This is a genomic window from Xanthomonas hortorum (genome assembly GCF_011305375.1).
Classification (GTDB): Bacteria; Pseudomonadota; Gammaproteobacteria; order Xanthomonadales; family Xanthomonadaceae; genus Xanthomonas; species Xanthomonas hortorum_E.
On the sequence record NZ_VCME01000006.1, the window covers coordinates 269154 to 295132 of the forward strand.

Consider the following 25979-nt stretch of genomic DNA (forward strand, 5'->3'; position numbering starts at 1 on the left):
AAGGTCCCGCGACGGTGGGCGGGCAAGGACCAGTCGAGATGGTCGGTGTGCATGTTTTCAAGCAACCAGCACACTGTCTGGTGCGGTGTCCTCGTCGATTGCGGGACCGTGTGGCGGCATGGATGCCGCCACCGAGCCTACATGGACGTACTTGCGGCGTGTCCCGCGAGCGGCGAGGGCACCGCACCCTCGACCAACCAGGCTTGTGACAGCATCCAATAAAATGCAGCTAACAAAACTGCTGCGCTCACTGCCATGCGAGCGCAAACAATGCTCGAAATCGGCACGTACCACTCGTACACGGCAGTTCCCACGCGCCGTCAGCACCCACCTCACGACCGCTCGCTAGGTTGTGTTAGCTGCTTTTTAAGTACAACCTCAGTATCGCCAAGAAAAAGGCCGGCTCTCACAAACCGGCCTTCTCTCAGCGATTCAAAACAGATCAGGCATTTGCGAACGCCAGCAGATCTTTGTTGAACTGGTCGGCATGGGTGACCGGCAGACCATGCGGCGCACCGGCATAGATCTTCAGTTCGGCGTGCTTGATGATCTTGGCCGACAACTTGCCGGACGCATCGATCGGCACGATCTGGTCGTCGTCCCCATGCACCACCAGCGCCGGCACATCGATCTTCTTCAGGTCGGCGGTGTAGTCGACCTCGGAGAATTCCTTGATGCAGTCGTACTGGCCCTTGTGGCCGCCCAGCATGCCCTGCAGCCAGAACGAGTCGCGCATGCCCTGGGTGACCTTGTTGCCATCACGGTTGGCGCCGAAGAACGGCGTGGTCAGATCCTGATAGAACTGCGAACGGTCCTTGGCCACGCCTTCGCGAATGCCGTCGAACACGCTCAGCGGCAGGCCGCCCGGATTGGTCGGGCTCTTGACCATCTGCGGCGGCACTGCGCCGACCAGCACGACCTTGGCCACACGCTTGCTGCCATGGCGGCCCACGTAATGCGCCACTTCGCCACCGCCGGTGGAATGCCCGACCAGGATCGCGTCTTTCAGATCCAGTTTTTCGATCACCGCAGCCAGATCGTCGGCGTAGGTGTCCATGTCGTTGCCGTCCCAGGTCTGGGTCGAACGACCGTGGCTGCGACGATCGTGCGCAATCACACGGAAGCCGTGTTGGCCCATGAACAGCATCTGCGCATCCCAGGCATCGGCGCTGAGCGGCCAGCCGTGCGAGAACACGACCGGTTGGCCCTTGCCCCAATCCTTGTAGAAAATGTTGGCGCCGTCGGGGCGGGTGACGAAATTGGACATCGGGTTGACTCCGTTGTTGGTCGGGTAGGGCGGTGTGGAGGGAGGTGCGCGCACGGCTGCGGCGGCACTGGCGAGAGCGGGCAAAGACAACGCTGCCACGGCGGCCGTGCTGGAGATGAGAAAGCTGCGGCGTCCGGCGTCGGCCGGAGTGGGCTCGAACGGATGCATAAACACTCCTGTGGGCGAGGGCATGCATCCCGGTCGTCGCGTGACAGCGTGAAGCATCATGGCTGTCTCTGCGAAGCGCGGCGCGAATGCAGCGCAGGCCGTGGACACACCGGTGCATCCACTCAGTAGACCCGCGCGAGCAGCAAGCAGATTGCACACGCGTGCGCACTGTCGCCGTGGTGCTGGCTGACTGTGATCTGGTCGATCAAAGCAAGCGGCGGCTGCGAAACACGCTGGTCAAGCAGACTCGGTCGTGCGGCAAGAGCGTGCATCGTGCAGGCGATCGCACACGCGCTTCGAATGGATGGCCAGTCGATGATGCTCGCTCAGCCCCAACCGATATCGCCGGTCACTGCAGCGCGGTATCCCACAACAGCTTGATGTTCAAACAGACGATCACCGCAGCGATCACCCAGGCGATGCGCACCAGCCACACCGGTGCCACCAGCGCCCCCATCAATTGACGATCCGACACGAAGCGCACCAGCGGAATCACTGCAAACGGCAGCTGCATCGACAACACCACCTGGCTGAGCACCAGCAGCCGCGCAGTGCCGGCTTCGCCGTACAGCCAGGTCACGATCACCACCGGCACGATCGCGATGCCGCGGGTCAGCAGGCGGCGCAGCCACGGCGGTAGCCGCAGTTGCAAGAATCCTTCCATCACGATCTGACCGGCCAACGTTGCAGTCACCGTGGAGTTCACGCCCGAAGCGAGCAGTGCGACCGCAAACAAGGTCGAAGCCAGGCCCACCCCCAGCATCGGCGCCAGCAGCGCATGTGCCTGTTCGATCTCCTGCACATCGGTGCGGCCCTGCGCATGAAACACCGCCGCTGCCAGAATCAGGATCGAGGCATTGATGAACAACGCGAACATCAAGGCCACGGTGCTGTCGGTCACCGCCCAGCGCAACGCCGACTTGCGCCCCACATCGGTGCGCGGATACGCACGCGTCTGCACGATCGACGAATGCAGGTACAGGTTATGCGGCATCACCGTCGCACCGATGATGCCGATTGCCAGATACAAGGCCTGCGGATCGGTGATCACTTGCGCGCGCGGAATGAAGCCGCCCAACACCGCCGCAATCGGTGGCGCAGCCAGCGCAATCTGGATACCGAAACACACGAAGATGATCAGCAGCAAGGCCATCACGAACGCTTCCAGCGCGCGAAAACCGCGGTTCATCAGCAGCAACACCAACACCACATCGACCGCGGTGATGATCGCGCCCAGGGTCAGCGGAATGCCGAACAACAACTTCAATGCGATGGCGGTGCCGATCACCTCGGCCAGATCGCAGGCGATGATGGCCAGCTCGCACAATCCCCACAGCGCCAGATTCACCCCGCGCGGGTAGCGCGCCCGGCAGGCCTGCGCCAGATCCAGCCCCGTCGCGATACCCAAGCGTGCCGACAATGCTTGCAACACGATCGCCATCACGTTGGAGAGCAGGATCACCGACAACAGCAGATAGCCGAACTGCGAGCCGCCGGCCAGATCGGTTGCCCAGTTGCCCGGGTCCATGTAACCCACCGACACCATGTAGCCCGGCCCCAGGAACGCCAGCAAGCGGAACCACCAGTGGCCTCCCTTGGGCACGGCGACGCTGGCGTGGTGATCGCCCAGACCGCCGTTGGCGGACAGCGGCGCAGGGTGGGGCGAATGGGTAGGTGAGAGGGTGTCGGCGGACATGCGAGACGGCGTCGGCGAGGAATCGGAGCGATGATATAGCAACTGCTATGCTATTGAGCATTGGCAATCTCAATCGTAATGATCGGCGGCGTGCTTCACACTACGCAGACCGGCACTGGCGCCGGACGTGATGATGAGGAAGAGGGTGGGCAAGAGCGAAGAACAGGAAGCCGCCGCGCCGGTGTTGATCGATGCGCAGGTGCATATGGAAAGCTTCCGTCAGGTGCGCGAAGCGCGCCGCGCCGAGTTGGTCGAGGACTATGTGGAGCTGATCTCCGATCTGCTGGTCGACGGCGGCGAAGCGCGCCAGGTCGATATCGCCGCACGCCTGGGCGTGGCCCAGCCGACCGTGGCCAAGATGCTCAAGCGGCTGGTGCGCGATGGCTGGGTGGTGCAGCGTCCGTACCGCGGCGTGTTCCTGACCCCGGCCGGCGAGGCATTGGCGGCGTCCAGCCGGCAGCGCCATCAGATCGTCGAACGCTTCCTGCTGGCCCTGGGCATCGACGAGGCCACCGCGCGCCGCGATGCCGAGGGCATTGAGCACCATGTCAGCGAAGCCACCGTCGCTGCGTTCGCCGCCTTCCTGGATCGCCAGGGCGGCAGCGCTGCGTGAGCACATCGGTGGAGACGCCCCTCGACGCGGCGCAGGCGCTGGTCGACCAGCAATGGATGCATCACGCCTTGCTGCTTGCCGAGCGTGCCGAGCGCGACTATGACGAGATCCCGGTCGGTGCGTTGCTGGTCGATGCCGACGGCAACGTGCTGGGCGAAGGTTGGAACTTCAACATCGCAAGCTACGACCCCAGCGCGCATGCCGAAATCATGGCCATGCGTGAAGCTGGTCGCCGGCTGGCCAATCACCGGCTGATCGGCTGCACCTTGTACGTCACCCTGGAGCCGTGTGCGATGTGTGCGATGGCGATGATCCACGCGCGCATCGCGCGGGTGGTGTTCGCCGCCAGCGACCCCAAGACCGGCGCCTGCGGCAGCGTGTTCGACCTGTTGGCCGACCCGCGTCACAATCATCGCGTGCAGGTCAGCGGCGGGGTGCTTGCTACAGAAGCAAGCCTGCGGCTGACTAATTACTTCAGGGCCAAGCGTGGCAAGCCGCCCCTCGCGCCCTGAGCGGCGCGGCCGCGGTATGATGCGCGCCCTTCAGCATCTGGCCGGCGACGGCCCTCCACAGGACGGCGATATGGCAGACAACCTTGCGGGCAACGACCGACTGATCTGGATCGATCTGGAAATGACCGGGCTGGATACCGATCGCGATTCCATCATCGAGATCGCCACCATCGTCACCGATGCGCAGTTGAACGTGCTTGCCGAGGGGCCGGAACTGGCCATCGCCCACCCGCTGGAAAAACTCGAAGCGATGGACGAATGGAACCGCAATCAGCACCGCCGTTCGGGCCTGTGGCAACGCGTGCTCGACAGCCAGGTCACCCATGCGCAGGCCGAAGCGCAGACGGTCGCTTTCCTGAGCGAGTGGATCCGCGCCGGCGCCTCGCCGATGTGCGGCAACTCGATCTGCCAGGATCGTCGCTTTCTGCACCGGCAGATGTCGCGTTTGGAGCGCTACTTCCATTACCGCAACCTCGATGTGTCCACCATCAAGGAGCTGGCACGCCGCTGGGCGCCCACGGTGGCCAATGGTTTTGCCAAGAGCTCGGCACACACTGCACTGAGCGACGTACGCGATTCGATCGATGAGTTGCGCCATTACCGGCAGTTCATGGGCGCATTGGGCGGCGCCAACCAGGGTGGCGCGCAGGGATAAGGGCGGCAATGGTTCGCGGCACGCCGACGGCGTGCTGCGACTGGCGTGTAGCGAGCGTTGCGGGTCGGAAGTGGCGCATCTCAGACGTCTGTTCGATGCAGCAGATGCCAGATACGCCACACAACAAAAAGGCCGCATCCAGTGATGCGGCCTTTTTGTCTTTACAGATGACAGTGCACTCAACGCGCCAACGACGGCCCCTTGCTCAAATCGCCATCGTCGGCGATGCCTGTCAGCAACAGATCCGAGATCGGCTTGCCGTCCGCATCGTGGTGATACACATGCAGGTCGCGCTGCGGGTACGGGATATTGAGCCCGTTTTCCAGCAGCTGGTTGCGGATCTGCTCCAGCGTGGTGCTCTTGGCCGCGCCGAAGTTGCCGTTGGTCGCGTACGCAAACAACATCAGATCCACCGTGCTTTCGCCCAGGTTGGTGACCTGCACGAACGGTGCGGGCGAATCCAGCAGGTTCGGATTCTCCTTGGCGATCTGCAGCAACAGCTGTTGGGCTTTTTTCAGATCGTCTCCATAGCCCACGCCCACGGTCACTTCCAGGCGACGGTTGGGCAGGGTGCTGTAGTTGACGATCGGCGACGTGGTGATGGTGCTGTTGGGCAGGGTGATCATGCGTTCGTCGAACGAGCGCAGCCGGGTCTGGAAGATCCGGATCTCGTCCACGATGCCTTCCTGGCCGGCGATCACGACATGGTCGCCATCGCGCATCGGTCGCAGCACGATCAGCATCACGCCTGCGGCGATGTTGGACAGCGAATCCTTCAACGCCAGACCGACCGCCAGACCAGCCGCACCCAGCACCGCAATCAGCGAGGTCGGCGGCACGCCGATCTTGCTCAACGCGCTGACGAAGACCAGCACCAGCAGCAACGCATACAGCACGTTGCGCAGGAAGTTGGTCAGCGTGATCTCGATACGCGCGCGGGTCAGCGCACGATGCAGCCACTGGCTGAGCTGTTTGGCCAGCCACATGCCGACCACCACGATCAGCAGGGCCAGCCCCCAATTGAGCGCGTATTGCGCCCACGGGATGTTGGCCCAGTTGAACGCCGGCTCCGCCGCCTTGGCGGCCACCGCTGCCGGCTTTGCGGCGACTGCTCCTGCAGCCGCCGCCAACACTGCACCCAACATTCCCATCAGCTCTCGCTCTTCAACTTGGCCAGACGCAACCAGGTGTCGACCACGGTGTCAGGATTCAGCGACACCGACTCGATGCCTTCCTGCATCAGCCACTCGGCCAGTTCCGGGTGATCCGACGGCCCCTGGCCGCAGATACCGACGTACTTGCCCTTGGCGCGCGCGGACTTGATTGCCATGGACAGCAGCTTCTTGACCGCCGGATTCCGCTCGTCGAACAGATGCGCCACGATCGAGGAATCGCGATCCAGGCCCAGCGTCAGCTGGGTCAGATCGTTGGAGCCGATCGAGAAGCCGTCGAAGATCTCCAGGAACTCATCGGCCAGCAGCGCGTTGGAAGGCAGCTCGCACATCATGATGATCTTCAGGCCGTTCTCGCCCTTCTTCAGGCCGTTCTGCTCCAGCACCTCGATCACCTTGCGGCCTTCTTCCAGCGTGCGCACGAACGGGATCATCACCCAGAGGTTGTCCAGGCCCATCTCGTTGCGCACCTTCAGCACCGCCTTGCACTCCAGCGCAAAGGCCTTGGTGAAGGACGGGTCGACGTAACGGCTGGCGCCGCGGAAGCCGATCATCGGGTTCTCTTCATGCGGCTCGTAACGCGAACCGCCGATCAGGTTGGCGTACTCGTTGGACTTGAAGTCCGACAGGCGCACGATCACCGTGTGCGGCGCCACCGAGGCGGTCAGCGTGGCAATGCCTTCGGCAAGACGGTTGATGTAGAAGCTCACCGGATCGCCGTAACCAGCGGTCTTGGCGTCGATCTTCTTGCGAACATCGGCGTCCTGCTTGTCGTATTCCAGCAGCGCATTGGGATGGATGCCGATATGCGCGGCGATGATCATTTCAAGACGCGCCAGACCGATACCGGCATTGGGCAGCTGACCGAAGTCGAACGCACGCTCCGGGTTGGCCACGTTCATCATGATCTTGAGCGGGGCAGGCGGCATGTTGCCCAGATCGGTGGTGGTGCGCTCGAACGGCAGCAGGCCGTCGTAGATAAAGCCGGTATCGCCTTCGGCGCAGCTGACCGTGACTTCCTGGCCATCGCTGATCATGTCGGTGGCATTGCCCGAGCCGACCACGGCCGGCACGCCGAGCTCGCGCGCAATGATCGCCGCGTGGCAGGTACGGCCGCCGCGGTTGGTGACGATCGCCGAGGCGCGCTTCATCACCGGCTCCCAATCGGGATCGGTCATGTCGGCGATCAACACATCGCCGGCCTGCACACGGTTCATGTCCTCCAGCGAGCGCACCACGCGTGCGACGCCGCTGCCGATCTTGGCACCGACCGCGCGGCCTTCGACCAGGATCTTGGCGTCCTTGGCATCCAGCGAAAAACGCTCGATCTGGGTGGCATGGCTGCGCGACTTCACCGTCTCAGGGCGGGCCTGCACGATGAATAACTTGCCGCTGACGCCGTCCTTTGCCCACTCGATATCCATCGGGCGGCCGTAATGCTTTTCGATCACCAGGGCCTGCTTGGAGAGCTCCTGCACGTCTTCGTCGCTGATCGAGAAGGTGTTGCGCAGTTCCACCGGCGTGTCCTCGGTGCGCACACGCTCACCGGGCACATCCGAATACACCATGCGGATCGCCTTGCTGCCGAGCGAGCGACGCAGGATCGCCGGCTTGCCTGCGCTGAGCGTGGGCTTGTAGACATAGAACTCGTCCGGGTTGACCGCGCCCTGCACGACCATCTCGCCTAGGCCGAAGCTGGAGGTGACGAACACCACATCGCGGAAGCCCGATTCGGTGTCCAGCGTGAACAGCACGCCGGCCGCACCCACGCCCGAGCGCACCATCAACTGCACGCCGGCCGACAGGAACACGTCTTCGTGCTTGAAGCCGTGATGCACGCGATACGCAATCGCGCGATCGTTGTAGAGGCTGGCGAACACTTCCTTGACCTTGTGCACCACATCGTCGGCGCCGGTCACGTTGAGGAAGGTTTCCTGCTGACCGGCGAACGAGGCATCGGGCAAATCTTCGGCGGTGGCCGACGAACGCACCGCCACGGCCACTTCGCCGCCGCCGTTTTCGGCGCACAGCTGTTCGTAGGCGGTGCGGATGTCGCGGTCAAGTTCGGGCTGCAGCGGCGCATCGATCACCCAGCCGCGGATTTCCTTGCCGGCGATGGTCAGCGCAGTGACATCTTCCACATCCAGCGTGGCCAGCTTGTCGAAGATGCGCTTGGACAGATCGTTGTGGGCGATGAAGTCCTTGAAAGCTTCCGCAGTGGTCGCATATCCACCGGGAACCGAAACGCCAAGCCCGGCCAGGTTGCCAATCATCTCGCCAAGCGAGGAATTTTTACCGCCTACGCGGGCCAGATCGACCAGGCGTAGCTCATGCAACCACAGGATATTCTCGTTCAAGCGCGATGCTCCGTAAGGCCATCGCCCGAGCGGGCTGGATGGCCGCGACCGTAGGAAGAAGCCGCTATGATGCAGTGCACAGCGGAATCTGCACAAGCATGAACCCGTAAGTTTTGAACACCAGTTCAAAGAGGTGGCCTTGATGTCAACAATTCGACCGGTGTTCTACGTCTCCGATGGAACCGGTATCACCGCTGAAACGATTGGGCATAGCCTGCTCACGCAGTTCAGCGGATTCAACTTCGTCACCGACCGCATGTCGTTCATTGACGATGCAGAAAAAGCGCGCGATGCAGCGCTGCGTGTGCGTGCCGCAGGCGAGCGGTACCAGGTGCGCCCGGTGGTGGTCAATTCGTGCGTCGATCCACAGTTGAGCATGATCCTGGCCGAAAGCGGCGCGTTGATGCTGGATGTGTTCGCGCCCTTCATCGAGCCGCTGGAGCGCGAGCTCAATGCGCCGCGGCACTCGCTGGTGGGCCGCGCGCACGGCATGGTGGACTTCGAGACCTATCACCGCCGCATCAATGCGATGAACTTCGCGCTAAGCCACGATGACGGCATCGCACTCAATTACGACGAGGCCGACGTGATCCTGGTCGCGGTGTCGCGCGCGGGCAAGACGCCCACCTGCATCTATCTGGCATTGCATTACGGCATCCGCGCCGCCAACTATCCGTTGACCGAAGAAGATCTGGAAAACGAGCGTTTGCCGCCGCGCTTGCGCAATTACCGCAGCAAGTTGTTCGGTTTGACCATCGACCCGGAGCGGCTGCAGCAGATCCGCCAGGAGCGGCGCGCCAATTCGCGTTACAGCGCCGCAGAGACCTGCCGGCGTGAAGTCGCTACCGCCGAGCGCATGTTCCAGATGGAGCGGATTCCCACCTTGAGCACCACCAATACCTCGATCGAGGAAATCTCCAGCAAGGTGTTGTCTACGCTGGGGCTGCAGCGCGAGATGTTTTGAGGCCGGGATTGGTGGGGCGGGATTCGGGATTGGGCAAGCAGGCGGCGCGTTCACACACAATCCGGGTGCTGCCGCGACGCGGCTGACGGCTTGCTGACAACCCAAGCGAAATCAAGCGGGCGGGACAGTGCTCGAATAAAGTAGGCCTGCCGATGGGCAGTCGTCAATGCTGCCCGTGCGGCAGCGCAGCGTGTAGGATCGGTTTATGGCGCAAGCACTGAGCAAACTCGAACGCATCCCCAAGTTGAGCCGATTTGGCTGGCTGATGGGCTTGTACGCAGAAAACTTCCAGCACCTGACCCGGCTGTTCGCACCGGCCGACCTCGCTCCTGGCTCCTATGTGTCTTCGATCGGCGATGGGCTGAATTTGCGTCTGGACGTGATCGAGTGCCACCGCTACACGGTGGAGCTGCGGCTGACCTACGACCTGTGCGACCCGGTGACCGGCGAGCCCGATCCTTCCGCGTACGTGCGTCTGTATCGCGACGCGCGCCAGGCCGAGACCACCCATTGCTATGTCGGCCGTCGCTGGCAGGACGTGATGGGCATGTTCCCGCCGCCGGCCGAGCTGATCAGCCACCGCATGCGCATGAATACGTTCTTGGGCAAGTGGCTGGACTATCTAGCCGAGCGCGGCCATGGCGTTGCTACGCTGCGCCGGGATCACGATTACGTTGCACCGCCGCGCGCCAGTTCGCAGATCGGCTGAGCGGGCGCGTCGCTGCCATGCCCAATCGTTGTTGATGACGCGTCCGTTGTTGACGGAGCATCGGTCATACTGATGTGCTTCGTGTCAGATCGCATGCCATGCCCTATACCCCTATCGTTGCCACGCTTGGCTACCTGTTGTCGCCGGACGGCACCAAGGTCTTGATGATCCACCGCAACGCCCGCCCCGGCGACCAACACCTGGGCAAGTACAACGGGCTCGGCGGCAAGGTGGAACCGGACGAAGACGTGCTGGCCGGCATGCGCCGCGAAATCCGCGAAGAGGCGGGCGTGGAATGCGGCGAGATGCAACTGCGCGGCACCATCAGTTGGCCCGGCTTCGGCAAGCACGGCGAAGACTGGCTGGGCTTCGTCTTCCTGATCCGCAGCTTCGAAGGCGAGCCGCAGGCATCCAACCCGGAAGGCACGCTGGAGTGGGTGGCACTCGATCGCATGGAGCAGCTGCCGATGTGGGAAGGCGACCGCAATTTTCTGCCGCTGGTGTTCGACGGCGACCCGCGTCCGTTTCATGGCGTGATGCCGTATCGCGACGGGCGCATGCAGTCGTGGACGTATTCGCGCATCTGAGCGACGGTCGAATAAGCGACGATCGAACGACTGCGCAGCCGTAAGGCGAGCGCGGCCGCTGCTGCTGGCGGCAACGATCGCTGCTGTTTTCCAACTCTTGGGCGCTGTCTCTGGTTGCCCATAGACGCGGCACGTCGGTCTATTGGCGGCAATGGGCGCGCGATACGTTTAGCGAGCGCAAGCGCAAAAAAGTGCTGTACGACGCGGCCGCATCGCAGCCGCATTCTGCTTCCACGTACTTCTCCACATCCGCTGTGGATGAAACCTGCGCAAGTCTGTGGACAACTGTGCACGCGCCTTGCGTCGCAAGGCTATCGGTTTGGCTGGTGAAATTTTCGCCAGTCGCGATTACTGCGCCGTCCAGCCGCCATCGATGGCGATCGACTGGCCGGTGATATTGCGCGCGGCGTGCGACATCAGGAACGCGACCGTGCCGGCCAGTTCGTCGTACGCGATAAAGGCGCCTTTGGGCATCGGCTTGAGCATCACATCGCGGATCACCGCATCCTCGGCGATGCCGCGCGTGCGTGCCTGGTCGGCGATCTGCCGCTCCACCAGCGGCGTGCGCACATAGCTCGGGCACAGCGTGTTGACGGTGATGTCGCAGTCGGCAGTTTCCAGCGCGATGACTTTCGCAAGACCGACCAGGCCGTGCTTGGCCGCGACATACGCACTCTTGTACGGGCTGGCCACCAACGAGTGGATGCTGCCGATGTTGACGATGCGCCCGTAGCCGGCGGCGCGCATGCCGGGCAGGACCGCGCGGCTGAGCCGTGCGGCGCCGGTCAGCATCACCTCTACCAGCAGCGCCCAGCGCTGCATCGGGAAGTCTTCCAGCGCGGACACGTGCTGCAGGCCGGCGTTGTTGATCAGCACCTGCGGCGCGCGCGATGCGCTGGCCAGCGCACGCACGATGCTGTCGTCATCGGTCACGTCCAGCGCCAGCGCTTCGGCCGAACCGCCGGCCTCGCGCAGAGTGCGCGCAGTGCGCTCGGCGGCCGCCAGGTCCATATCGCTGACGATCAGATGGTGGCCTTCTGCCGCAAGCTCGGTGGCGATGCCGGCGCCAATGCCGCTGCCTGCGCCGGTGATCAGGATGCTGCGCATCGGGTGTCCTTCTCGGGAATCGTGCGCGGCCAGGGCGGCAACGCTGGCCGCCAGACTAGCCGAGTCCCGCGAAACGGTCGCCTGCGTGGCGCGCGCGCGTTACCCTTTGCGCCTCGATCACCTCAGGCTGCGCATGAAACGCCATTTCTCGATGCTGCGCGATTTCCAACTCGCGGACTGGTTCACCCTGGCCAACGCCTTCTGCGGCACCGGTGCGGTGTTTGCCTCGATGCGCTTTCTGCAGGAAGGCCATCGCGGCGACCTGCTGCTGGGCATGGCGCTGATTCCGCTGGCGTTCGTCTTCGATGCGCTGGACGGGCACGTGGCGCGCTGGCGCAAGGCATCTTCAACGCTGGGGCGCGAGCTGGATTCGCTGGCCGATGTGATCTCCTTCGGCGTGGCGCCGGCGGCGCTGGGCTACGCCTGCGGCATGCGCGGCGGGTGGGACTGGCTGGTGCTGAGCTATTTCGTCTGCTGCGGCGTGAGCCGGCTGGCGCGTTACAACGTGACCGCCGAAGAGATCGCAGGCGAGGCCGACAAGGTGCCGTATTTCGAAGGCACGCCGATTCCCAGCAGCCTGCTGCTGGTGATCCTGCTCGCCATCGCTGCCAGCAGTGGCCATATCGGTCAAAGCCTGTGGTGGGGCCAGTGGCAGCTCGGGCCGTGGCAGCTGCATCCGTTGGTGCTGCTGTTCGCAGTCTCCGGCTCGCTGATGATCAGCAAGACGCTGCGTATTCCCAAACCCTGACCGGCACGCCGGGACACACGCGGTAGGATGGCTCGGTGAACAGGCACAGGAAGGGATGATGGCAAGCAGCGGTTCGGACAATGGCAACGAAGACAAGGCGCGCCAGTACTGGAACGCCTGGGGAGATGCCATGCGCCACGGCCAGTCCGGCTCCGCTGCGCCGCCGGGCGCGGTTCCAGGCATGGGGCCGGGCACGGACGCACCGCAGGATTGGCGCAAGGCGATGGACTGGTGGTCGCAGTTGTTGCCCACCCAGGCCGCACCGCAGGCGCAGGAGGCGATCGACCGCTTCCGCAATCAGGCCGGCGACTGGTTCGGCACCATGCAACAGGTGGCCGCGCAGTTTGCCGGGCGCGATACCTCGGCCAACGAAGTCTCCGATGCCTGGCGACAGGCCGTGCAAGGGCAGGGCGAACAACTGATGCAGTGGACGCTGGGCTCGTTGCGCGGCGGCAGCCCGGGCGGGTTCGATCCGTGGCTGCAGCAGGCAGCGCAGACCCTGGAAAAGTGGCAGCAGGAAAACGCGCCCTGGCTGCAGATGCCGGCATTCGGCTTGAACCGCAATCATCAAGCGCGCCTGCAGACGCTGGCACGCGCGCAGCAGGACTATCAGGCGCAGTCGCAGGCCTATGGCGAACAACTCAAGTCGGCCATCGAGCAGGCGTTCGGCCGGTTTACCTCCAAGCTGGGCGAGCATGAAAGCAGTGGCAGTCAGCTGACCAGTGCGCGCGCCTTGTTCGATCTGTGGATCGAAGCGGCCGAAGAGTCTTATGCCGACGTTGCGTTGTCCGACCGGTTCCGCGAGGTGTACGGCGGCTTTGCCAACGCGCATATGCGCCTGCGTGCCGCACTGCAAGAAGAAGTGGAGCAACTGAGCGAACGCTTCGGCATGCCGACTCGTTCGGAGATGGATGCCGCGCATCGCCGCATTGCCGAGCTGGAGCGTGCGGTAAGGCGGATGCTGCGCACTGCAGCCAGCCCGGCGAGCAAACCTGCGGCAGCGCCGGCAGCAGATCCGGTGGCATCGGCCACGGCCAAGCGTGCGTCGTCGTCCAAGGCGAGCGCAGTGTCCGAAGCAGCGCATGCAGCGAGCGCCGTCAAAAAGACCGCAGCGAAAAAGACTGAAGCTAAAAAGTCTCCGGCCAAACAAGCGACCGCTTCGAAACCGGTCTCCAGGCCAGCCACTGGCAAGCCCGCCAGCAAGGCGGCCGCACGCAAGCCACGTGGAGCGCAGGCATGAAAGGCCCGTTGGGATTCAGTGCCGAAGACCTCATGCAGGAAACCCTGTCGATGCAGCGCAAGCTGCGCGAGGGGCTCAAGCTGCTGCCCGGTGTGGAAGACGTGGATTACGGCGTCACCGAGCGCGAAGAAATCTGGCGCGACGGCAAGGTGGTGCTGTATCGCTTCGTCGGCGAACAGGCGCCGGTGGCCAAGACGCCGCTGCTGATCGTCTACGCGCTGGTCAATCGCCCCTACATGGTCGACCTGCAGGCTGACCGCTCGCTGGTCAAGGGCCTGTTGAGTCATGGCCAGGACGTCTATGTGCTGGACTGGGGCTACCCGGACCGCTCCGAGCGTTACCTCACGCTCGAGGATTATCTGCTGCGCTATATCGACGGCGCGGTGGACCATTTGCGCGCGCAATCAGGTCTGGAAGCGGTCGATGTGCTCGGCATCTGCCAGGGCGGCACGTTCTCGCTGTGCTACGCCGCCTTGCAACGCACCAAGGTGCGCAACCTGATCACCATGGTCACGCCGGTGGATTTCCACACCCCCGACAACATGCTCTCAAACTGGGCGCGCATGGTCGATGTGGACCTGTTCGTCGATACGATGGGCAACGTGCCGGCGGATCTGATGAACGCTAGTTACCTGATGCTCAAGCCGTTCCGGCTGAATCTGCAGAAGTATGTCGGCTTGCTCGACATCCTCGACGACAAGCAGGCGCTGGAAGATTTCCTGCGCATGGAAAAGTGGATCTTCGATTCGCCAGACCTGGCCGGCGAAGCCTTCCGCGAGTTCGTCAAGCTGTTCTATCAGCGTAATGGACTGGTGACGGGGCAGGTGAGCATCGGCGGGCAGGCGGTCGATCTGCAGGCCGTCGACATGCCCGTGCTGAACATCTACGCCGAACACGATCACCTGGTGCCGCCTGATGCCTCGCGCGCGCTGCGTGGCTTGGTCGGCAGCGACGATTACAGCGAGCTGAGTTTTCGCGGCGGGCATATCGGTATCTACGTCTCCGGGCGTGCGCAGCGCGAAGTGCCGGTGGCGATCCATCGCTGGCTGCAGGAGCGTGGCGGTAACGCCTGATGCGGCGCGAGGGCGTGATCCAGACGCCCGCCATCAAGCACGCCGCCGTCGCCATCACCACACGCTGTCGCCGGTCTTTTTAGACTACACGCAACGTTTGCAGGAGCCTTGCCATGTCCACCAGCACCACGCTGTCCCGTTCTCTCAACGATCGCATGATCGCCGGTGTCGTCGGCGGTATCGCACGTCGGCTTGGCTGGAGTTCCACCCTGCTGCGCATCTTGTTCGTGATCGTGTCGATCGCTTCTGCCGCATTCCCGGGCATCCTGGTCTATCTGATCCTGTGGCTGCTGATCCCCAATCAGGCCGATTGACGCCCGCCGCGCGCGGGTGGTCTGCAGTGCACCTGTTGGGCGCGCTATGGACGCTGCCCAATACCGTGCTTGGCATCGTGATCGGTGCGGTGGGCAGCTGTTTCGGCGCACGCCCGCGCTGGTCCAGCCAGGAGCTGGCACTGGTCTTCCACGCCTGGCCGTGGGGGCCGGGCGGGGCGATGACGCTGGGCAACGTGATCCTGTTGAAAGGTGCCTCGCTCGATCTGCAGTGCAGCACTTATGCGCATGCCGCCGGCCGTTGTCAGCATCCGCCGGTGCGTTTGGGCGATCACGAACGCGCGCACGTCTATCAATACATGCTGCTCGGGCCGCTGTTCTTGCCGGTCTATGTCCTGTGCGGCGGCATCCATGTGCGCAATCCGCTGGAGCGGGCTGCCGATCACTATGCGATGCACGGCCACGGTTGGTGGCCGTGGTGGGTTCAGCCCAGTCGCGAGAACCCGAACAACTCGGACAAGGGATGAGATCTGCCCTCCAGTTGCGCGCGCAGTAACCCGGCGCCGATCGCGCTATAGGTGATGCCGTTGCCGCCGTAGGCCATTGCGAACGACACGCGCGGCCCGTATTGGGGGTGGGTGCCAAAGAACGGCAACCCGTCCGCGGTTTCGGCGAAGGTGCCGCCCCATGCAAACACCGGGCGCAAGCTCACATCCGGCATCGTTTTTTCGATTTTCTTCAGCAGGGTCTTCAGCTTGCGCATGACGCGCGCATCGCGACGTGCGGGAATATCGACGTTGTCGTCTTCGCCACCGGCCACCACGCGCCCATCCGGCGTGCTGCGCAAGTACAGATACGGACGCGCGGTTTCCCACATCATGGTGTGCTTGAGCGCACCCATCTCGCTGTCGTGCAAGGGGTCGGTCACGAACGCGTAGCTGCTGCGATTGCGCGCCACGCGTTGCGATAGCCACTGCTGATTGCCATAACCGGCAGCCATGATCACGTGGCGCGCGCGCAGGCTGACACCGTCCTGGGTGCGCAATACCACATGCTGGTCGTGAGGTTCGAGCGTGGCAATCGTGCTGCGGTCGTAGATGCGCGCACCGTACTGCTCGCACTCGGCGAACAAGCGATAGCACAGCCGGTACGGGTCGACGCTGGCGGCCAGGCGGCTGAGGATCGCGCCCTCCGAGCGTACGCCGTAGTTGTGCCATAGTGGTGCGCGCTCGATCCACTCCACCGGCAAGGCATGCGCCTGGCGTGCCTCCAGCTCGCTGCGTAACTCTTTCAGATCGCGTGCATGGCTCGCGTAATACAGGCTGTCCTGGCGGGTGAAATCGCAGCCGCCCAGCGTATTGCACAGGCCCTGCAGGTCGAGGATGGCTTGCGCACACGCGCCATAAGCGAGCGCGGCCGCCGACATGCCGTGTTGCCTGGCCAACTCGATCATCGGCGTATCGATTTCGTATTGCAGCAAGGCGGTGCTGGCCGAGGTGCTGCCCCAGCCGATCTCGCGTTGTTCGACCACCACCACGTCGTGCCCGTGCTTGAGCAGTTCGTGCGCGATCAGGGCTGCGGTGACGCCGCCACCGACGATGGCGACCTCGCAGTGGCTGTCTTGTTCCAGGCGCGGATAGGCGCGCATTAATCCGTTGCGGATCGACCAGAACGGGTAGCCACTTTTGAGGTCCATGCGGTGTCGTCAGAGAGCGGGCGGTCTGCAATTTGACGGCCAAGCGGGGTGAAGCGGTCGTGCAGATCGAGCAGACGCGGGGCCGTCACCAAACCGCAAACAGCCGGCGTTAACGTGCGTGGAAAGCTCCTCACGGCACGGTCGTTATGCTCGCGCCACTAACGTAGTCACAGTTGTTAACGAGGGTGTGGGTATGTCGATCGTTCTGTACGTCGGTGGCAGCAAAGATGGCGACAAAGGTGTTGTGCCTTATGGGTTCAGCAAGTCGCGTGCGATGACCGATGCCGGCCCGGAGGTCTATGTCGAGCGCATGGTGCCGCTGAAAGACGTCGGCAAGATCCGTGTGATGGCGCTCGAATCGCTGCACGAAAGCATTCTGGTCGAGCGCGCAGCCACCCATTACGCGCGCCGCGTCAGCTGAGCGCGTCGGCATAGGTTTACGGGTGCCCTGTCAACGGGTTCCCGCGGCGGGCCAGCACTGCGAAAATGCTTTTTTCAGTGAAGCGGTTCTTACCGCGCCGTCATGATCGATAGTCAGCTTGCCCAGCAGATCGCTCGCACCATCGCCGACGAGATCGGTGCCCAACCCGCTCAGGCGCGCGCCGCCATCGCCCTTCTCGACGAAGGCGCCAGCGTTCCGTTCATCGCCCGCTACCGCAAGGAAGTCACCGGCGGTCTGGACGACACCCAACTACGTAATCTGGAAACGCGCCTGACCTATCTGCGCGAGCTGGAAGAGCGCCGCGCAGCGATCCTGTCCAGCATTAGCGAGCAGGGCAAGCTCAGCGACGAATTGCGTGACGAGATCGGCGCGGCCGATACCAAGTCGCGGTTGGAAGATCTGTATCTGCCGTACAAGCCCAAGCGCCGTACCCGCGCGCAGATCGCGCGCGAAGCCGGCCTGGAGCCGCTGGCCGATGGGTTGCTGGCTGACCCGAGCCAGGCGCCGGAAGTGGCCGCCGCGCCGTTCATCGATGCAGAGAAGGGCGTTGCCGACATCAAGGCGGCGCTGGAAGGCGCGCGCGCGATCCTGATGGAACGCTGGGGCGAAGATGCCGCCCTGGTCGGCGAGCTGCGCAGCTGGTTGAACGACAACGGCGTGATTCGCGCGCGCGTGGCCGAGGGCAAGGAAGAGGCCGGTGCCAAATACCGCGATTACTTCGACCATGTCGAATCATTGGCAAAGATTCCTTCGCACCGCTTGCTGGCGTTGTTCCGCGCGCGTCGCGAGGAATTTCTGTATCTGGATCTGGACCCGGGCAGCGACGCCGAGGCCGGCCACCAGTACGCCGAAGGCCGGGTGGCACTCAGCGCCGGCGTGTCCAACCAGGGCCGCCCGGCCGACCGCTGGCTGCTGGACGCCTGCCGGCTGACCTGGCGCGCCAAGCTGCACATGCATCTGCTGCTGGACCTGTTCAACCAGGCGCGCGAAAAGGCCGAGGCCGAGGCGATCGCCGTGTTCGGCGACAACCTCAAGGACCTGATGCTGGCCGCGCCGGCCGGCGCACGCGTGGTGCTCGGGCTCGACCCGGGCATCCGCACCGGCTGCAAGATTGCCGTGGTCGATGCCACCGGCAAGCTGGTGGCCACCGAGACGATCTATCCGCATGAGCCCAAGCGGCAGTGGGATCAGTCGCTGCAGACGATCAAGCAGCTGTGCCTGCAGCACAACGTGGAACTGATCGCGATCGGCAACGGCACCGCCAGCCGCGAGACCGACAAGCTGGCCGGTGAAGCGATCGCGCTGTGCGGCGCGGCCAAGCTACAGAAGGTGGTGGTCAGCGAGGCCGGTGCGTCGGTGTATTCGGCGTCCGAATTTGCGGCCAAGGAATTTCCGAATCTGGATGTATCGCTGCGCGGCGCGGTGTCGATCGCGCGGCGTCTGCAGGATCCGTTGGCCGAGTTGGTCAAGATCGAACCCAAGGCGATCGGCGTGGGCCAGTATCAGCACGACGTGGATCAATATCGTCTGGCCAAGGCGTTGGAAGCGCGTGTGGAAGACTGCGTCAACGCGGTCGGCGTGTACGTCAACACCGCCTCGGCGGCGTTGCTGTCGCGGGTGTCGGGGCTGTCGAGTACGGTGGCGGAAAACATCGTGCGCCATCGCGACGACAATGGTCCGTTCAAGCGCCGCAAGGACTTGCTCAAGGTGCCGCGCCTGGGCGACAAGACCTTCGAACAATGCGCCGGTTTCCTGCGCATCGCCGATGGCGACGAGCCGCTGGACGTATCGGCGGTGCATCCGGAAGCCTATCCGGTGGTGGAGCGCATCGTCGGCAGCACCGGCAAGCCGATCAAGGCGTTGCTGGGCGACGGCAGCTTTCTGCGCGGGCTCAAGCCGGAGCTGTTCACCGACGAGCAGTTCGGTGTACCGACCGTGCGTGACATCCTCAAGGAGCTGGAAAAACCCGGCCGCGATCCGCGCCCTGAGTTCAAGGCGGCGCAGTTTGCCGAAGGCATCGAGGACATCAAGCACCTCAAGCCCGGCATGGTGCTCGAAGGCGTGGTCAGCAACGTGGCCGCATTCGGTGCGTTCGTCGATATCGGCGTGCACCAGGATGGGCTGGTGCATATCTCGGCGTTGTCGGACACCTTCGTCAAGGATCCGCGCGATGTGGTCAAGGCCGGCGATATCGTGAAGGTCAAGGTGCTGGAAGTGGACGTGGCGCGCAAGCGCATTGCACTAACCTGCCGCCTGTCCGACACGCCACCGCCGGCCGATGCTGCGGCCCAATCACGCGATCAACGCGGCAATGGCGGCCCGGGGCAGGGCCGTCGCGATGGTGGCGGTGGCGGACGTGGCCCGGGGCAGGGCAACAACAAACCGCGTACCACGGCACCGCCGGCCGACAACGCGCTGGCAGCCGCATTTGCACGCGCCAAGCGCACCTGAGTGATGTTGCTCGGCCGCTGTGTTGGAGTGGTTGGACCTTGCGGATAGATGAGTTGTGGAGCGGATGATCTGCAGCTTGGCCGTGTGGCTCCTGCCCGCGTGCCAAGCGCATCTGAGCGATGACGCTTGGCTGCTGTCTTTGGAGTAGTTGGACCTTGCGGAAAGATCAATGGTGCGGATAGATCGGGTGTAGAGCTGCTGATCTGCGGTTTGGTTGCAAGGCCCTTGCCCGCCCACCATCGCGGGACACGCTGCAAGTACGTCCTTGTAAGCTCTTACGCGGCATCCATGCCGCGTAAGGTCCCGCGACGGTGGACGGGCAAGGACCAGTGGAGATGGTCGGTGTGCAAGTGAAAGCAATGCATGAAGCGCTTTGCCAATCGGATACTTCGATTGCTTTCCTTGTTGTCCTGCAACAAGCGTCGTAGTAGCAAGCCCACACGACATGTGCTGTGACCGCTTTTGGTTGGCTGCCGACCAACTGTCTGGTGCGGTGTCCTCGCCGATTGCGGGACCGTGTGGCGGCATGGATGCCGCCACCGAGCCCCCAGGGACGGGTTTACGGCGTGTCCCGCGAGCGGCGAGGGCACCGCGCCCTCGACTAAAAGCTTTTGATCTACCAGTCTTTTGAACCATCTCAGCAACGCAGTCATCGATTGCCGCACGACGAGTGGCGCACGAAGCGGTGGGGTATCGTCAGCGCCAGCCGGATGGTGAACGAATTCGCCTTGTCAGCAGCGCTTGGCGATCTCAAGCCTCGTCCCGTAGCGCGCGCTTCGGCACTACCAAACGTTCGATCAGATCGACCAGGCCGGGCGGCTCCACCGGCTTGCCCATATGCGCATCGAACCCTGCGATGACGGCGCGGTCGCGGTCTTCCTCGCGCACATAGGCGGTCAGGGCGATCGCCGGAATATGCTGCGGCAGGTCGGCGCGGCCAGAGCGCACCGTGCGAATCAGATCGTAGCCATCGCGTACCGGCATCGCGATGTCGCTGACCAGTACGTCGAATTGCCCTTGTGCCAGGCACTGTTCGGCGGCGTCCACCGAGCCGGCCGCATGCACCTGCGCGCCCGCGTGCATCAGGAACTGCATTACCGCCTCGCGTGAATCCTGGTCGTCGTCGACCAGTAGCAAGCGCACGCCCTCCAATCGTCCATGGCAATCGGCCGGCAACGGGCCGACCTGCTTGGTTTCTGTCGAGGCCGGACGTAGATCGCTGACGCCGTGCTGAAACGGCAGCACGATGGTGAAGGTCGATCCCTTGCCTTCGCCTTCGCTGGACGCGCCCAGACTGCCGCCATGCAGATCCACCAGCTGGCGCGAGATCGACAAGCCCAATCCCAGCCCGCCGACACGACGCGTGGTGCCTGCATCGGCCTGCCGAAAACGGTCGAACACGTGCGGCAGGAAGTCGGCCGCAATGCCCATGCCGCTGTCCTGCACGCATAGCCGCAGTCGCTCGTCTTCGATGTCCAATGCCACCCGCACCGTGCCGCCGGGGGCGGTGAACTTGAGCGCGTTGCTGAGCAGGTTGGTCAGCACCTGCTGCAGGCGCCCGGCATCGCCGAAGAACCACAATTCGCCCTGCGTGGGCGCATCCAGCTCCAAGCTGATCTCGCGTGCGAATGCGGCCGGTTGCATCAATTCCACCGTGCTGCGCGCCAGCCCGGCGATGTCGAAATGCTCCGGCTGCAGGCGGAGCTTGCCGGACAGGATCGCGCTCATGTCCAGCAGGTCGTCGATGATCTGCGTTTGCGCGCGCGCGCTGCGCTCGATGATGACCATGCCCTTGCCCAGATTGGCCGGCTCGAAGATGTCCGACTGCATCAGCCGCGACCAGCCCAGGATGGCGTTGAGCGGCGTGCGCAATTCGTGGCTGAGCGTGGCCAGAAACTCGTCCTTGACCCGGCTGGCATGTTCGGCCTGGCCGCGCGCGGTGGTTTCCGCTTGCAGCGACAGCTTGAGCTTGGCATCCACGCGCGTGCGTTCGATGACGATGCCGGCCAGATGCGATGCAGAGCGCGCCATCGCCTGTTCGCGCAGCGAGGGCAGGTGAGTGCGGTCGTAATAGATGTTGAGCGTGCCCAGCACCTGGCCATTGCTGTCCAGGATCGGCGTTACGCAACAAGCCACGATGCCCAATGCCGACGAGACGGCGTGATGGTCGCTGAAGCTGGGGTCTGCCTGGATGTCCTCGCAGATCACTTGCCGGCCAAGATAGGCCGAGCGCGCGCAGGGCGGCCCGCTCAGCCCGATCGGCGATGCTTCGAACGGCCCGCGGTACTCGATTGGAAAATGTGGCGCCGAGCCGAAGCTCAGTGTTTTTCGTACTTCATCCAGCACCATCACCGCGCAATACAAGGGGATTTCGCCACGCGCTTCCACGCTCAAGGCGATGGCGTCCAGCACCACCTGCAGTGGTGCGCCGGTAGTGATCAGACTCAGGATGGCGCGGTCCGAGGCAGTGGCGTCTTCGATGTGCTTGCGTTCGGAGATGTCGGTGAGCGAGCCGATGTGGCCCAGAAAACGTCCATCGCTGGCGAAGTGCGGCGAGGCGGTATCGATGCACCAACGGTATTGCCCGTCATGGCGACGCACGCGGTATTCGGCCAGAAATTCACCGCGCTGCTGCAGCGATTGTTCGAACGCGTCGCGCACGCGCGCGGCATCGTCGGGATGCATGACATCCCACCAGCCCTGATCCATGGCCTGGTCTTCGGCCTGCCCGGTGAAGTCGTACCAGCGCGGATTCCAGTACACGCAGTCGCCTTGCGCGTCGGACATCCAGATCATTGCTGGCACGGTCTCGCACAAGGCGCGGAAGCGCGTCTCACTTTCGCGCAATTGCTGCTCGAACGCGCGCCGGTCGTGGATATCGGTATAGGTACCGATCCATTCGCTAATGCTGCCATCGTCACCGCGCACCGGCAGCGCACGCGCTAGATGCCAGCGCGTCTGGCCGTCGTGCCGCCGCAGTTCGCATTCGACCTCGTAAGCGCGCTCGCCACGCAATGCCTGCGTCCACGCCTGCGCGGACAGTTGCAGGCCGTCGGCGGTATGCGCTTGCTGCCATGCAGCCGCTTCGCTGTCTGCGGGATTCAGCCCGGTGTACTCGTACCAACGCTGGTTGAAGTAGTGCGGATGCCCATCCGCTGCGGCAATGAAAATGATCTGCGGCAGCGTGTCTGCCAGGCGACGCAGACGTGCTTCGCTGGCAGCCAGTTGCTGCTGCGTCTTGGCCCGTTGCATGGATTCCCAGCAGCGTGCCGCGACCAGGCGGACCAGTTCGATCTCGGTCGACAACCAGCGTCGCGGTGCACGCTGATGCACGCCGATCGCCGCGACCAGGCGGCCATGCTTGTGCAACGGAATGGCCAGCGATGCACGCAGGCCGGAGCGGCGATACTGCTCCGCCACATAGTCAGGTGCACCGGGCGCGGTGGCATCGGTGGTGAACCAGGGGCGATTTTCCAGCAAGGCATCGCGCAGTCCTTGCGCCACTTCCAATGGGAAATCGCCTTGCAGGCTCGGCATGTCCTGCACGTGGTCGCTGATCACGTGCATGGTCTTGCCGTCCGCACCCGCCAGACCGAACGCACAGCGATTGGCCTGCAGATGTTCGCCGAGCAAACGCACGCTGGTGTCGACGATCTGGCGCGGATCGGACACGTGCTGCAGCGCGTCCTCGAGCATCAAAAGAAAGCTGTCGCGACTCTCGCCGCGGCGTCGTTGGGTGACGTCGAATCCGTGCACCAGAATCGCATCGATATAGCCTTCGCTATCGCGCATCGGCTGATAGAGAAAATCCACGAAGGTTTCATCCAGCGCACTGCCGGGCGTGCGCTGCAGGTAGGCGGTCATCGATTCGCCAATGAAGGGCTGGCCACTGCGACGCACTTCATCGAGCAGACCCAGATAGCCCTGGTCGACGATTTCCGGCATCGCTGCGACCAACGGGCGACCAATCAGCAGACGGTCGCCAACCAGTTCGTGGAAACGTTGATTGACGCTTTCGATGATGTAGTGGGGTCCGCGCAGCACCGCCATGAAGGCGGGCGATTGATCGAGTGCCGTGGACACGGCAAGCGGCTCGGGGTCGCTGCCGGCAGCGCGGATGTTGGCGGCCGGCGTGCCGGCAACATACAACAAGCCCACGCGTTCGCCGGCATCCAACACCGGGCTGCACGACCATGCCGCTAGATTCAATGCAGGCGTCGCTTCGACATGCGCGCCGTTGGAAGCGCGCGCGTTGGTCGGTGTTGCAAGCGTCAGTGTTGCAAGCGGTTGTCCGAATGCCGCCGGGTGGCGCTCACCCAGTAACGCAATGCAGGCATCGTTGTAGACGCAGTGCGACGCCTCGCCCCAGACCAGTAGCATCGGAAGCTGCGCGTGCAGACACACCGACAAGGTGGTGCGCAACGCCGCACTGTTGCGCAACAACGTGTCGGCAGCGCACGTAGAGGCGTGCAACAACACGGCAGTTTCGCTCGTCTCCGGCAGCAGGCCGGCAAACGGCAACACGGCGCTATCCATCCGGCGGCCCGCCTGTAAACCTTCAATCCACGATTCTAGTGGCAACCAGGGTGGTAGCGGCTGCTTTGGACCGGCTGATAGCGCAGCAGGTGCCACCATTTAGATGCGGGCACGCACAAACTGCGACATAGGTGGAAACCTGCGGATTTCGAACGGCGGCCGCGCTCGCTTTGCGCTGTGTGGTGGTGCTGTTCGCTGCTTTAGCTGTTTGCGTCGCTCAGCTGCCGCGCCCTGGACAGAGCACCGACCAGTTCTTCGGACAAATAGGGCTTGGTCAGGATCACGCCGCGTTCGAAGCCGCTCGGGATGCTGCCGCTGGCAACACCGGTGGCCAGCACGAACGGAATTCCGAGCTCCGACAACAGCCGAGCGATCGGCTCGCTGGTCTGACCATTGCCGAGACGGTAATCCAGCACTGCAATATCGGGCGCGTCGGCATTGATCAGCTGCAACGCTTCGGCGACTTCTCCAACAGGGCCCAGCACGGCGGCGCCAGCCTGGACGAGCTGCAACTCGAGCAGCATGGCATTCATGTCATCGTTTTCGACCACGAGTACCCGAATTCCACGCAACACCGACATTGCCCACTCCTCCACGTAAGTCGGCCAGTATATCGACACCGGTTCGCCCACGGGTTGCAGACCCCGCTTGCAGCTGAATTCGTCAGGCACGTCCTGACACTGTTCGTTTCGCTCGCGAGTCGCTATACTGCGCGGCCACGCCGAAGTGGCGGAATCGGTAGACGCAGCGGATTCAAAATCCGCCGCCCTTAAAAGCGTGTGGGTTCGAGTCCCACCTTCGGCACCAAGTTACTGCAGTACAAGCGAAAGCCCTTCCGGCGAAATCTGGAGGGGCTTTTTGCTTTGCGTGGTTCGGTGGTGATGGAGAGCGCGCGACTGGGTTGCTGATGTGCTTCATGACGCACGCTGAGGTTGTCGCGTGCGGGGGCTTTTTCGCACCCCCGGTCGAACCGTGCGATGTGGCGTATGTCCGTGTTGTGGCGCAGTGCGTTCTGTTCGCACGGGCGGGCACATGATCGGCATGGCATTGCGCAGTGCAAGCGCATGCACGCGAGATGATCTCGATGCGCGTCGAACGACATGCAGGCACGCAACCATCACGCCCGGTCCGTACCGTGGAAGACTCTTTACAAGCAGGTGGCCTCCATGGATTTTGACTCTTCGCAGCAACTGCGCATTCTTCGCGACATCCACGACACCACGCCGGTCGCCGACGAAGAAGCCAATTGGGCGGTGCGCGCCGGCTACGCGACACAGGCCGAAGACGGCGATATCGATCTCACTCACGAAGGTCGCAAGGCATTGGACGATGGGCAGACCTGACGCAGTTTTTTGCGTAGACGTTCGCACACGTAAACGTCAGGCAAAAAAAGCCCCGGCAGTGCCGGGGCTTCTAGATGATTGGCGTCCCCACGGGGATTCGAACCCCGGTGTCCACCGTGAAAGGGTGGTGTCCTAGGCCTCTAGACGATGGGGACGCGTATCAAAACCTGGTTGTAGATTCCAGACGGCCTATGTCTAGAATTTGGTGGAGCCAGGCGGGATCGAACCGCCGACCTCCTGCATGCCATGCAGGCGCTCTCCCAGCTGAGCTATGGCCCCGCAGTGTTGCGAGCCGGCAATCATAGCGACATCGAGAGCGCTTGGGAAGTAATTCGTAGAAAAAATTTGCTGGATGCGTCTGCCGCTGGGTG

21 protein-coding genes, 3 tRNA genes, 1 other RNA gene and 3 pseudogenes are annotated in these 25979 nt (G+C 63.5%); 17 read left to right on the forward strand and 11 right to left on the reverse strand.

Annotated elements, in window-relative coordinates; translation table 11 throughout:
- Together FFY45_RS22105 and FFY45_RS07415 are read left to right on the forward strand one after the other, a co-directional pair.
- Positions 1-209: pseudogene (locus tag FFY45_RS22105) on the forward strand (hypothetical protein); the annotation flags it as partial.
- Positions 210-285: 76 nt separating this feature from the next.
- A non-coding RNA gene (locus FFY45_RS07415) (sX9 sRNA) lies at positions 286-361 on the forward strand.
- Between the two features lie 81 nt (positions 362-442).
- Here FFY45_RS07415 and FFY45_RS07420 read toward each other — a convergent pair.
- Both FFY45_RS07420 and FFY45_RS07425 read right to left on the reverse strand, forming a co-directional pair.
- Positions 443-1267, reverse strand: a complete 825-nt coding sequence (locus FFY45_RS07420; RefSeq protein ID WP_176339995.1) for an alpha/beta fold hydrolase — start codon at positions 1265-1267, stop codon at positions 443-445.
- A gap of 517 nt (positions 1268-1784) precedes the next feature.
- Complete coding sequence (locus FFY45_RS07425) at positions 1785-3131, reverse strand: Nramp family divalent metal transporter (protein ID WP_176339938.1); 1347 nt, start codon at positions 3129-3131, stop codon at positions 1785-1787.
- 145 nt (positions 3132-3276) lie between these two features.
- Between FFY45_RS07425 and mntR the strand changes: the two genes are divergently transcribed.
- The 3 genes from mntR to orn all read left to right on the forward strand — a co-directional run bounded on the left by mntR (position 3277) and on the right by orn (position 4911).
- Positions 3277-3744 carry a manganese-binding transcriptional regulator MntR gene (gene mntR / locus FFY45_RS07430; RefSeq protein ID WP_043889237.1) on the forward strand — a complete coding sequence of 156 codons (468 nt, stop codon included), beginning with the start codon at positions 3277-3279 and terminating at the stop codon, positions 3742-3744.
- On the forward strand, positions 3741-4256 hold the full coding sequence (gene tadA, locus FFY45_RS07435; protein ID WP_176339939.1) for a tRNA adenosine(34) deaminase TadA: 516 nt from the start codon (positions 3741-3743) through the stop codon (positions 4254-4256). Before mntR ends, tadA begins: the two co-directional genes overlap by 4 nt.
- Before the next feature lie 70 nt (positions 4257-4326).
- A complete protein-coding gene (gene orn, locus FFY45_RS07440) occupies positions 4327-4911 on the forward strand; it encodes an oligoribonuclease (protein WP_023904122.1) in 585 nt (194 codons plus the stop codon).
- A gap of 179 nt (positions 4912-5090) precedes the next feature.
- On the opposite strand, the gene FFY45_RS07445 is transcribed toward orn, so the two are convergent.
- Both FFY45_RS07445 and ppsA read right to left on the reverse strand, forming a co-directional pair.
- A complete protein-coding gene (locus tag FFY45_RS07445; RefSeq protein ID WP_176339940.1) occupies positions 5091-6062 on the reverse strand; it encodes a mechanosensitive ion channel family protein in 972 nt (323 codons plus the stop codon).
- Positions 6062-8440 (reverse strand): phosphoenolpyruvate synthase, encoded by a 2379-nt coding sequence (gene ppsA, locus FFY45_RS07450; protein WP_176339941.1) that lies wholly within the window; start codon positions 8438-8440, stop codon positions 6062-6064. Before ppsA ends, FFY45_RS07445 begins: the two co-directional genes overlap by 1 nt.
- 142 nt (positions 8441-8582) lie before the next feature.
- Between ppsA and ppsR the strand changes: the two genes are divergently transcribed.
- From ppsR to FFY45_RS07465, 3 genes are all read left to right on the forward strand, one after another.
- Positions 8583-9404 (forward strand): posphoenolpyruvate synthetase regulatory kinase/phosphorylase PpsR, encoded by an 822-nt coding sequence (ppsR, locus tag FFY45_RS07455; RefSeq protein ID WP_168957678.1) that lies wholly within the window; start codon positions 8583-8585, stop codon positions 9402-9404.
- 205 nt (positions 9405-9609) lie between these two features.
- Complete coding sequence (locus FFY45_RS07460; RefSeq protein ID WP_176339942.1) at positions 9610-10113, forward strand: DUF1249 domain-containing protein; 504 nt, start codon at positions 9610-9612, stop codon at positions 10111-10113.
- A 98-nt stretch (positions 10114-10211) separates the two neighbouring features.
- Positions 10212-10700, forward strand: a complete 489-nt coding sequence (locus tag FFY45_RS07465) for an NUDIX hydrolase (protein ID WP_176339943.1) — start codon at positions 10212-10214, stop codon at positions 10698-10700.
- A 348-nt stretch (positions 10701-11048) separates the two neighbouring features.
- Here FFY45_RS07465 and FFY45_RS07470 read toward each other — a convergent pair whose 3' ends face one another.
- Complete coding sequence (locus FFY45_RS07470; protein ID WP_176339944.1) at positions 11049-11807, reverse strand: 3-hydroxybutyrate dehydrogenase; 759 nt, start codon at positions 11805-11807, stop codon at positions 11049-11051.
- A gap of 133 nt (positions 11808-11940) precedes the next feature.
- Between FFY45_RS07470 and FFY45_RS07475 the strand changes: the two genes are divergently transcribed.
- The 5 genes from FFY45_RS07475 (at position 11941) to FFY45_RS07495 (ending at position 15667) form a co-directional block, all read left to right on the forward strand.
- Positions 11941-12555: a CDP-alcohol phosphatidyltransferase family protein gene (locus tag FFY45_RS07475; RefSeq protein WP_043909139.1), complete on the forward strand. Its 615-nt coding sequence runs from the start codon at positions 11941-11943 to the stop codon at positions 12553-12555.
- A gap of 55 nt (positions 12556-12610) precedes the next feature.
- Positions 12611-13795, forward strand: a complete 1185-nt coding sequence (phaE, locus tag FFY45_RS07480; protein WP_176339945.1) for a class III poly(R)-hydroxyalkanoic acid synthase subunit PhaE — start codon at positions 12611-12613, stop codon at positions 13793-13795.
- The gene (locus FFY45_RS07485) at positions 13792-14868 is read left to right on the forward strand and encodes a class III poly(R)-hydroxyalkanoic acid synthase subunit PhaC (protein ID WP_176339946.1); all 1077 of its coding nucleotides are present in this window, start codon (positions 13792-13794) and stop codon (positions 14866-14868) included. Before phaE ends, FFY45_RS07485 begins: the two co-directional genes overlap by 4 nt.
- Before the next feature lie 113 nt (positions 14869-14981).
- Entirely contained in the window at positions 14982-15182 is a 201-nt protein-coding gene (locus FFY45_RS07490) for a PspC domain-containing protein (protein WP_176339947.1), read from the forward strand.
- Positions 15179-15667, forward strand: a complete 489-nt coding sequence (locus tag FFY45_RS07495; RefSeq protein ID WP_176339948.1) for a hypothetical protein — start codon at positions 15179-15181, stop codon at positions 15665-15667. Before FFY45_RS07490 ends, FFY45_RS07495 begins: the two co-directional genes overlap by 4 nt.
- On the opposite strand, the gene FFY45_RS07500 is transcribed toward FFY45_RS07495, so the two are convergent.
- On the reverse strand, positions 15625-16836 hold the full coding sequence (locus FFY45_RS07500; RefSeq protein WP_176339949.1) for an NAD(P)/FAD-dependent oxidoreductase: 1212 nt from the start codon (positions 16834-16836) through the stop codon (positions 15625-15627). The two genes, FFY45_RS07495 and FFY45_RS07500, sit on opposite strands and share 43 nt — an antisense overlap.
- 193 nt (positions 16837-17029) lie before the next feature.
- On the opposite strand from FFY45_RS07500, the gene FFY45_RS07505 reads away from it, so the two are divergent.
- The gene (locus FFY45_RS07505; protein ID WP_006450935.1) at positions 17030-17257 is read left to right on the forward strand and encodes a hypothetical protein; all 228 of its coding nucleotides are present in this window, start codon (positions 17030-17032) and stop codon (positions 17255-17257) included.
- Between the two features lie 102 nt (positions 17258-17359).
- Positions 17360-19729, forward strand: a complete 2370-nt coding sequence (locus FFY45_RS07510) for a Tex family protein (protein WP_176339950.1) — start codon at positions 17360-17362, stop codon at positions 19727-19729.
- A gap of 750 nt (positions 19730-20479) precedes the next feature.
- Here the strand turns inward: FFY45_RS07510 and FFY45_RS07515 are convergent.
- The 3 genes and pseudogenes from FFY45_RS07515 to FFY45_RS07520 all read right to left on the reverse strand — a co-directional run.
- Positions 20480-23458, reverse strand: a pseudogene (locus tag FFY45_RS07515) (PAS domain S-box protein); the annotation flags it as partial.
- Positions 23459-23464: 6 nt separating this feature from the next.
- Positions 23465-24364, reverse strand: a pseudogene (locus tag FFY45_RS22445) (PAS domain-containing protein); the annotation flags it as partial.
- 101 nt (positions 24365-24465) lie between these two features.
- Complete coding sequence (locus FFY45_RS07520; protein WP_023904110.1) at positions 24466-24846, reverse strand: response regulator; 381 nt, start codon at positions 24844-24846, stop codon at positions 24466-24468.
- 139 nt (positions 24847-24985) lie between these two features.
- Here FFY45_RS07520 and FFY45_RS07525 point away from each other — a divergent pair.
- Positions 24986-25072, forward strand: a tRNA-Leu gene (locus tag FFY45_RS07525).
- 359 nt (positions 25073-25431) lie between these two features.
- Positions 25432-25608 carry a hypothetical protein gene (locus FFY45_RS07530; RefSeq protein ID WP_043909075.1) on the forward strand — a complete coding sequence of 59 codons (177 nt, stop codon included), beginning with the start codon at positions 25432-25434 and terminating at the stop codon, positions 25606-25608.
- A gap of 79 nt (positions 25609-25687) precedes the next feature.
- On the opposite strand, the gene FFY45_RS07535 is transcribed toward FFY45_RS07530, so the two are convergent.
- A tRNA-Glu gene (locus tag FFY45_RS07535) sits at positions 25688-25763 on the reverse strand.
- A 48-nt stretch (positions 25764-25811) separates the two neighbouring features.
- A tRNA-Ala gene (locus FFY45_RS07540) sits at positions 25812-25887 on the reverse strand.
- Positions 25888-25979: the final 92 nt, after the last annotated feature.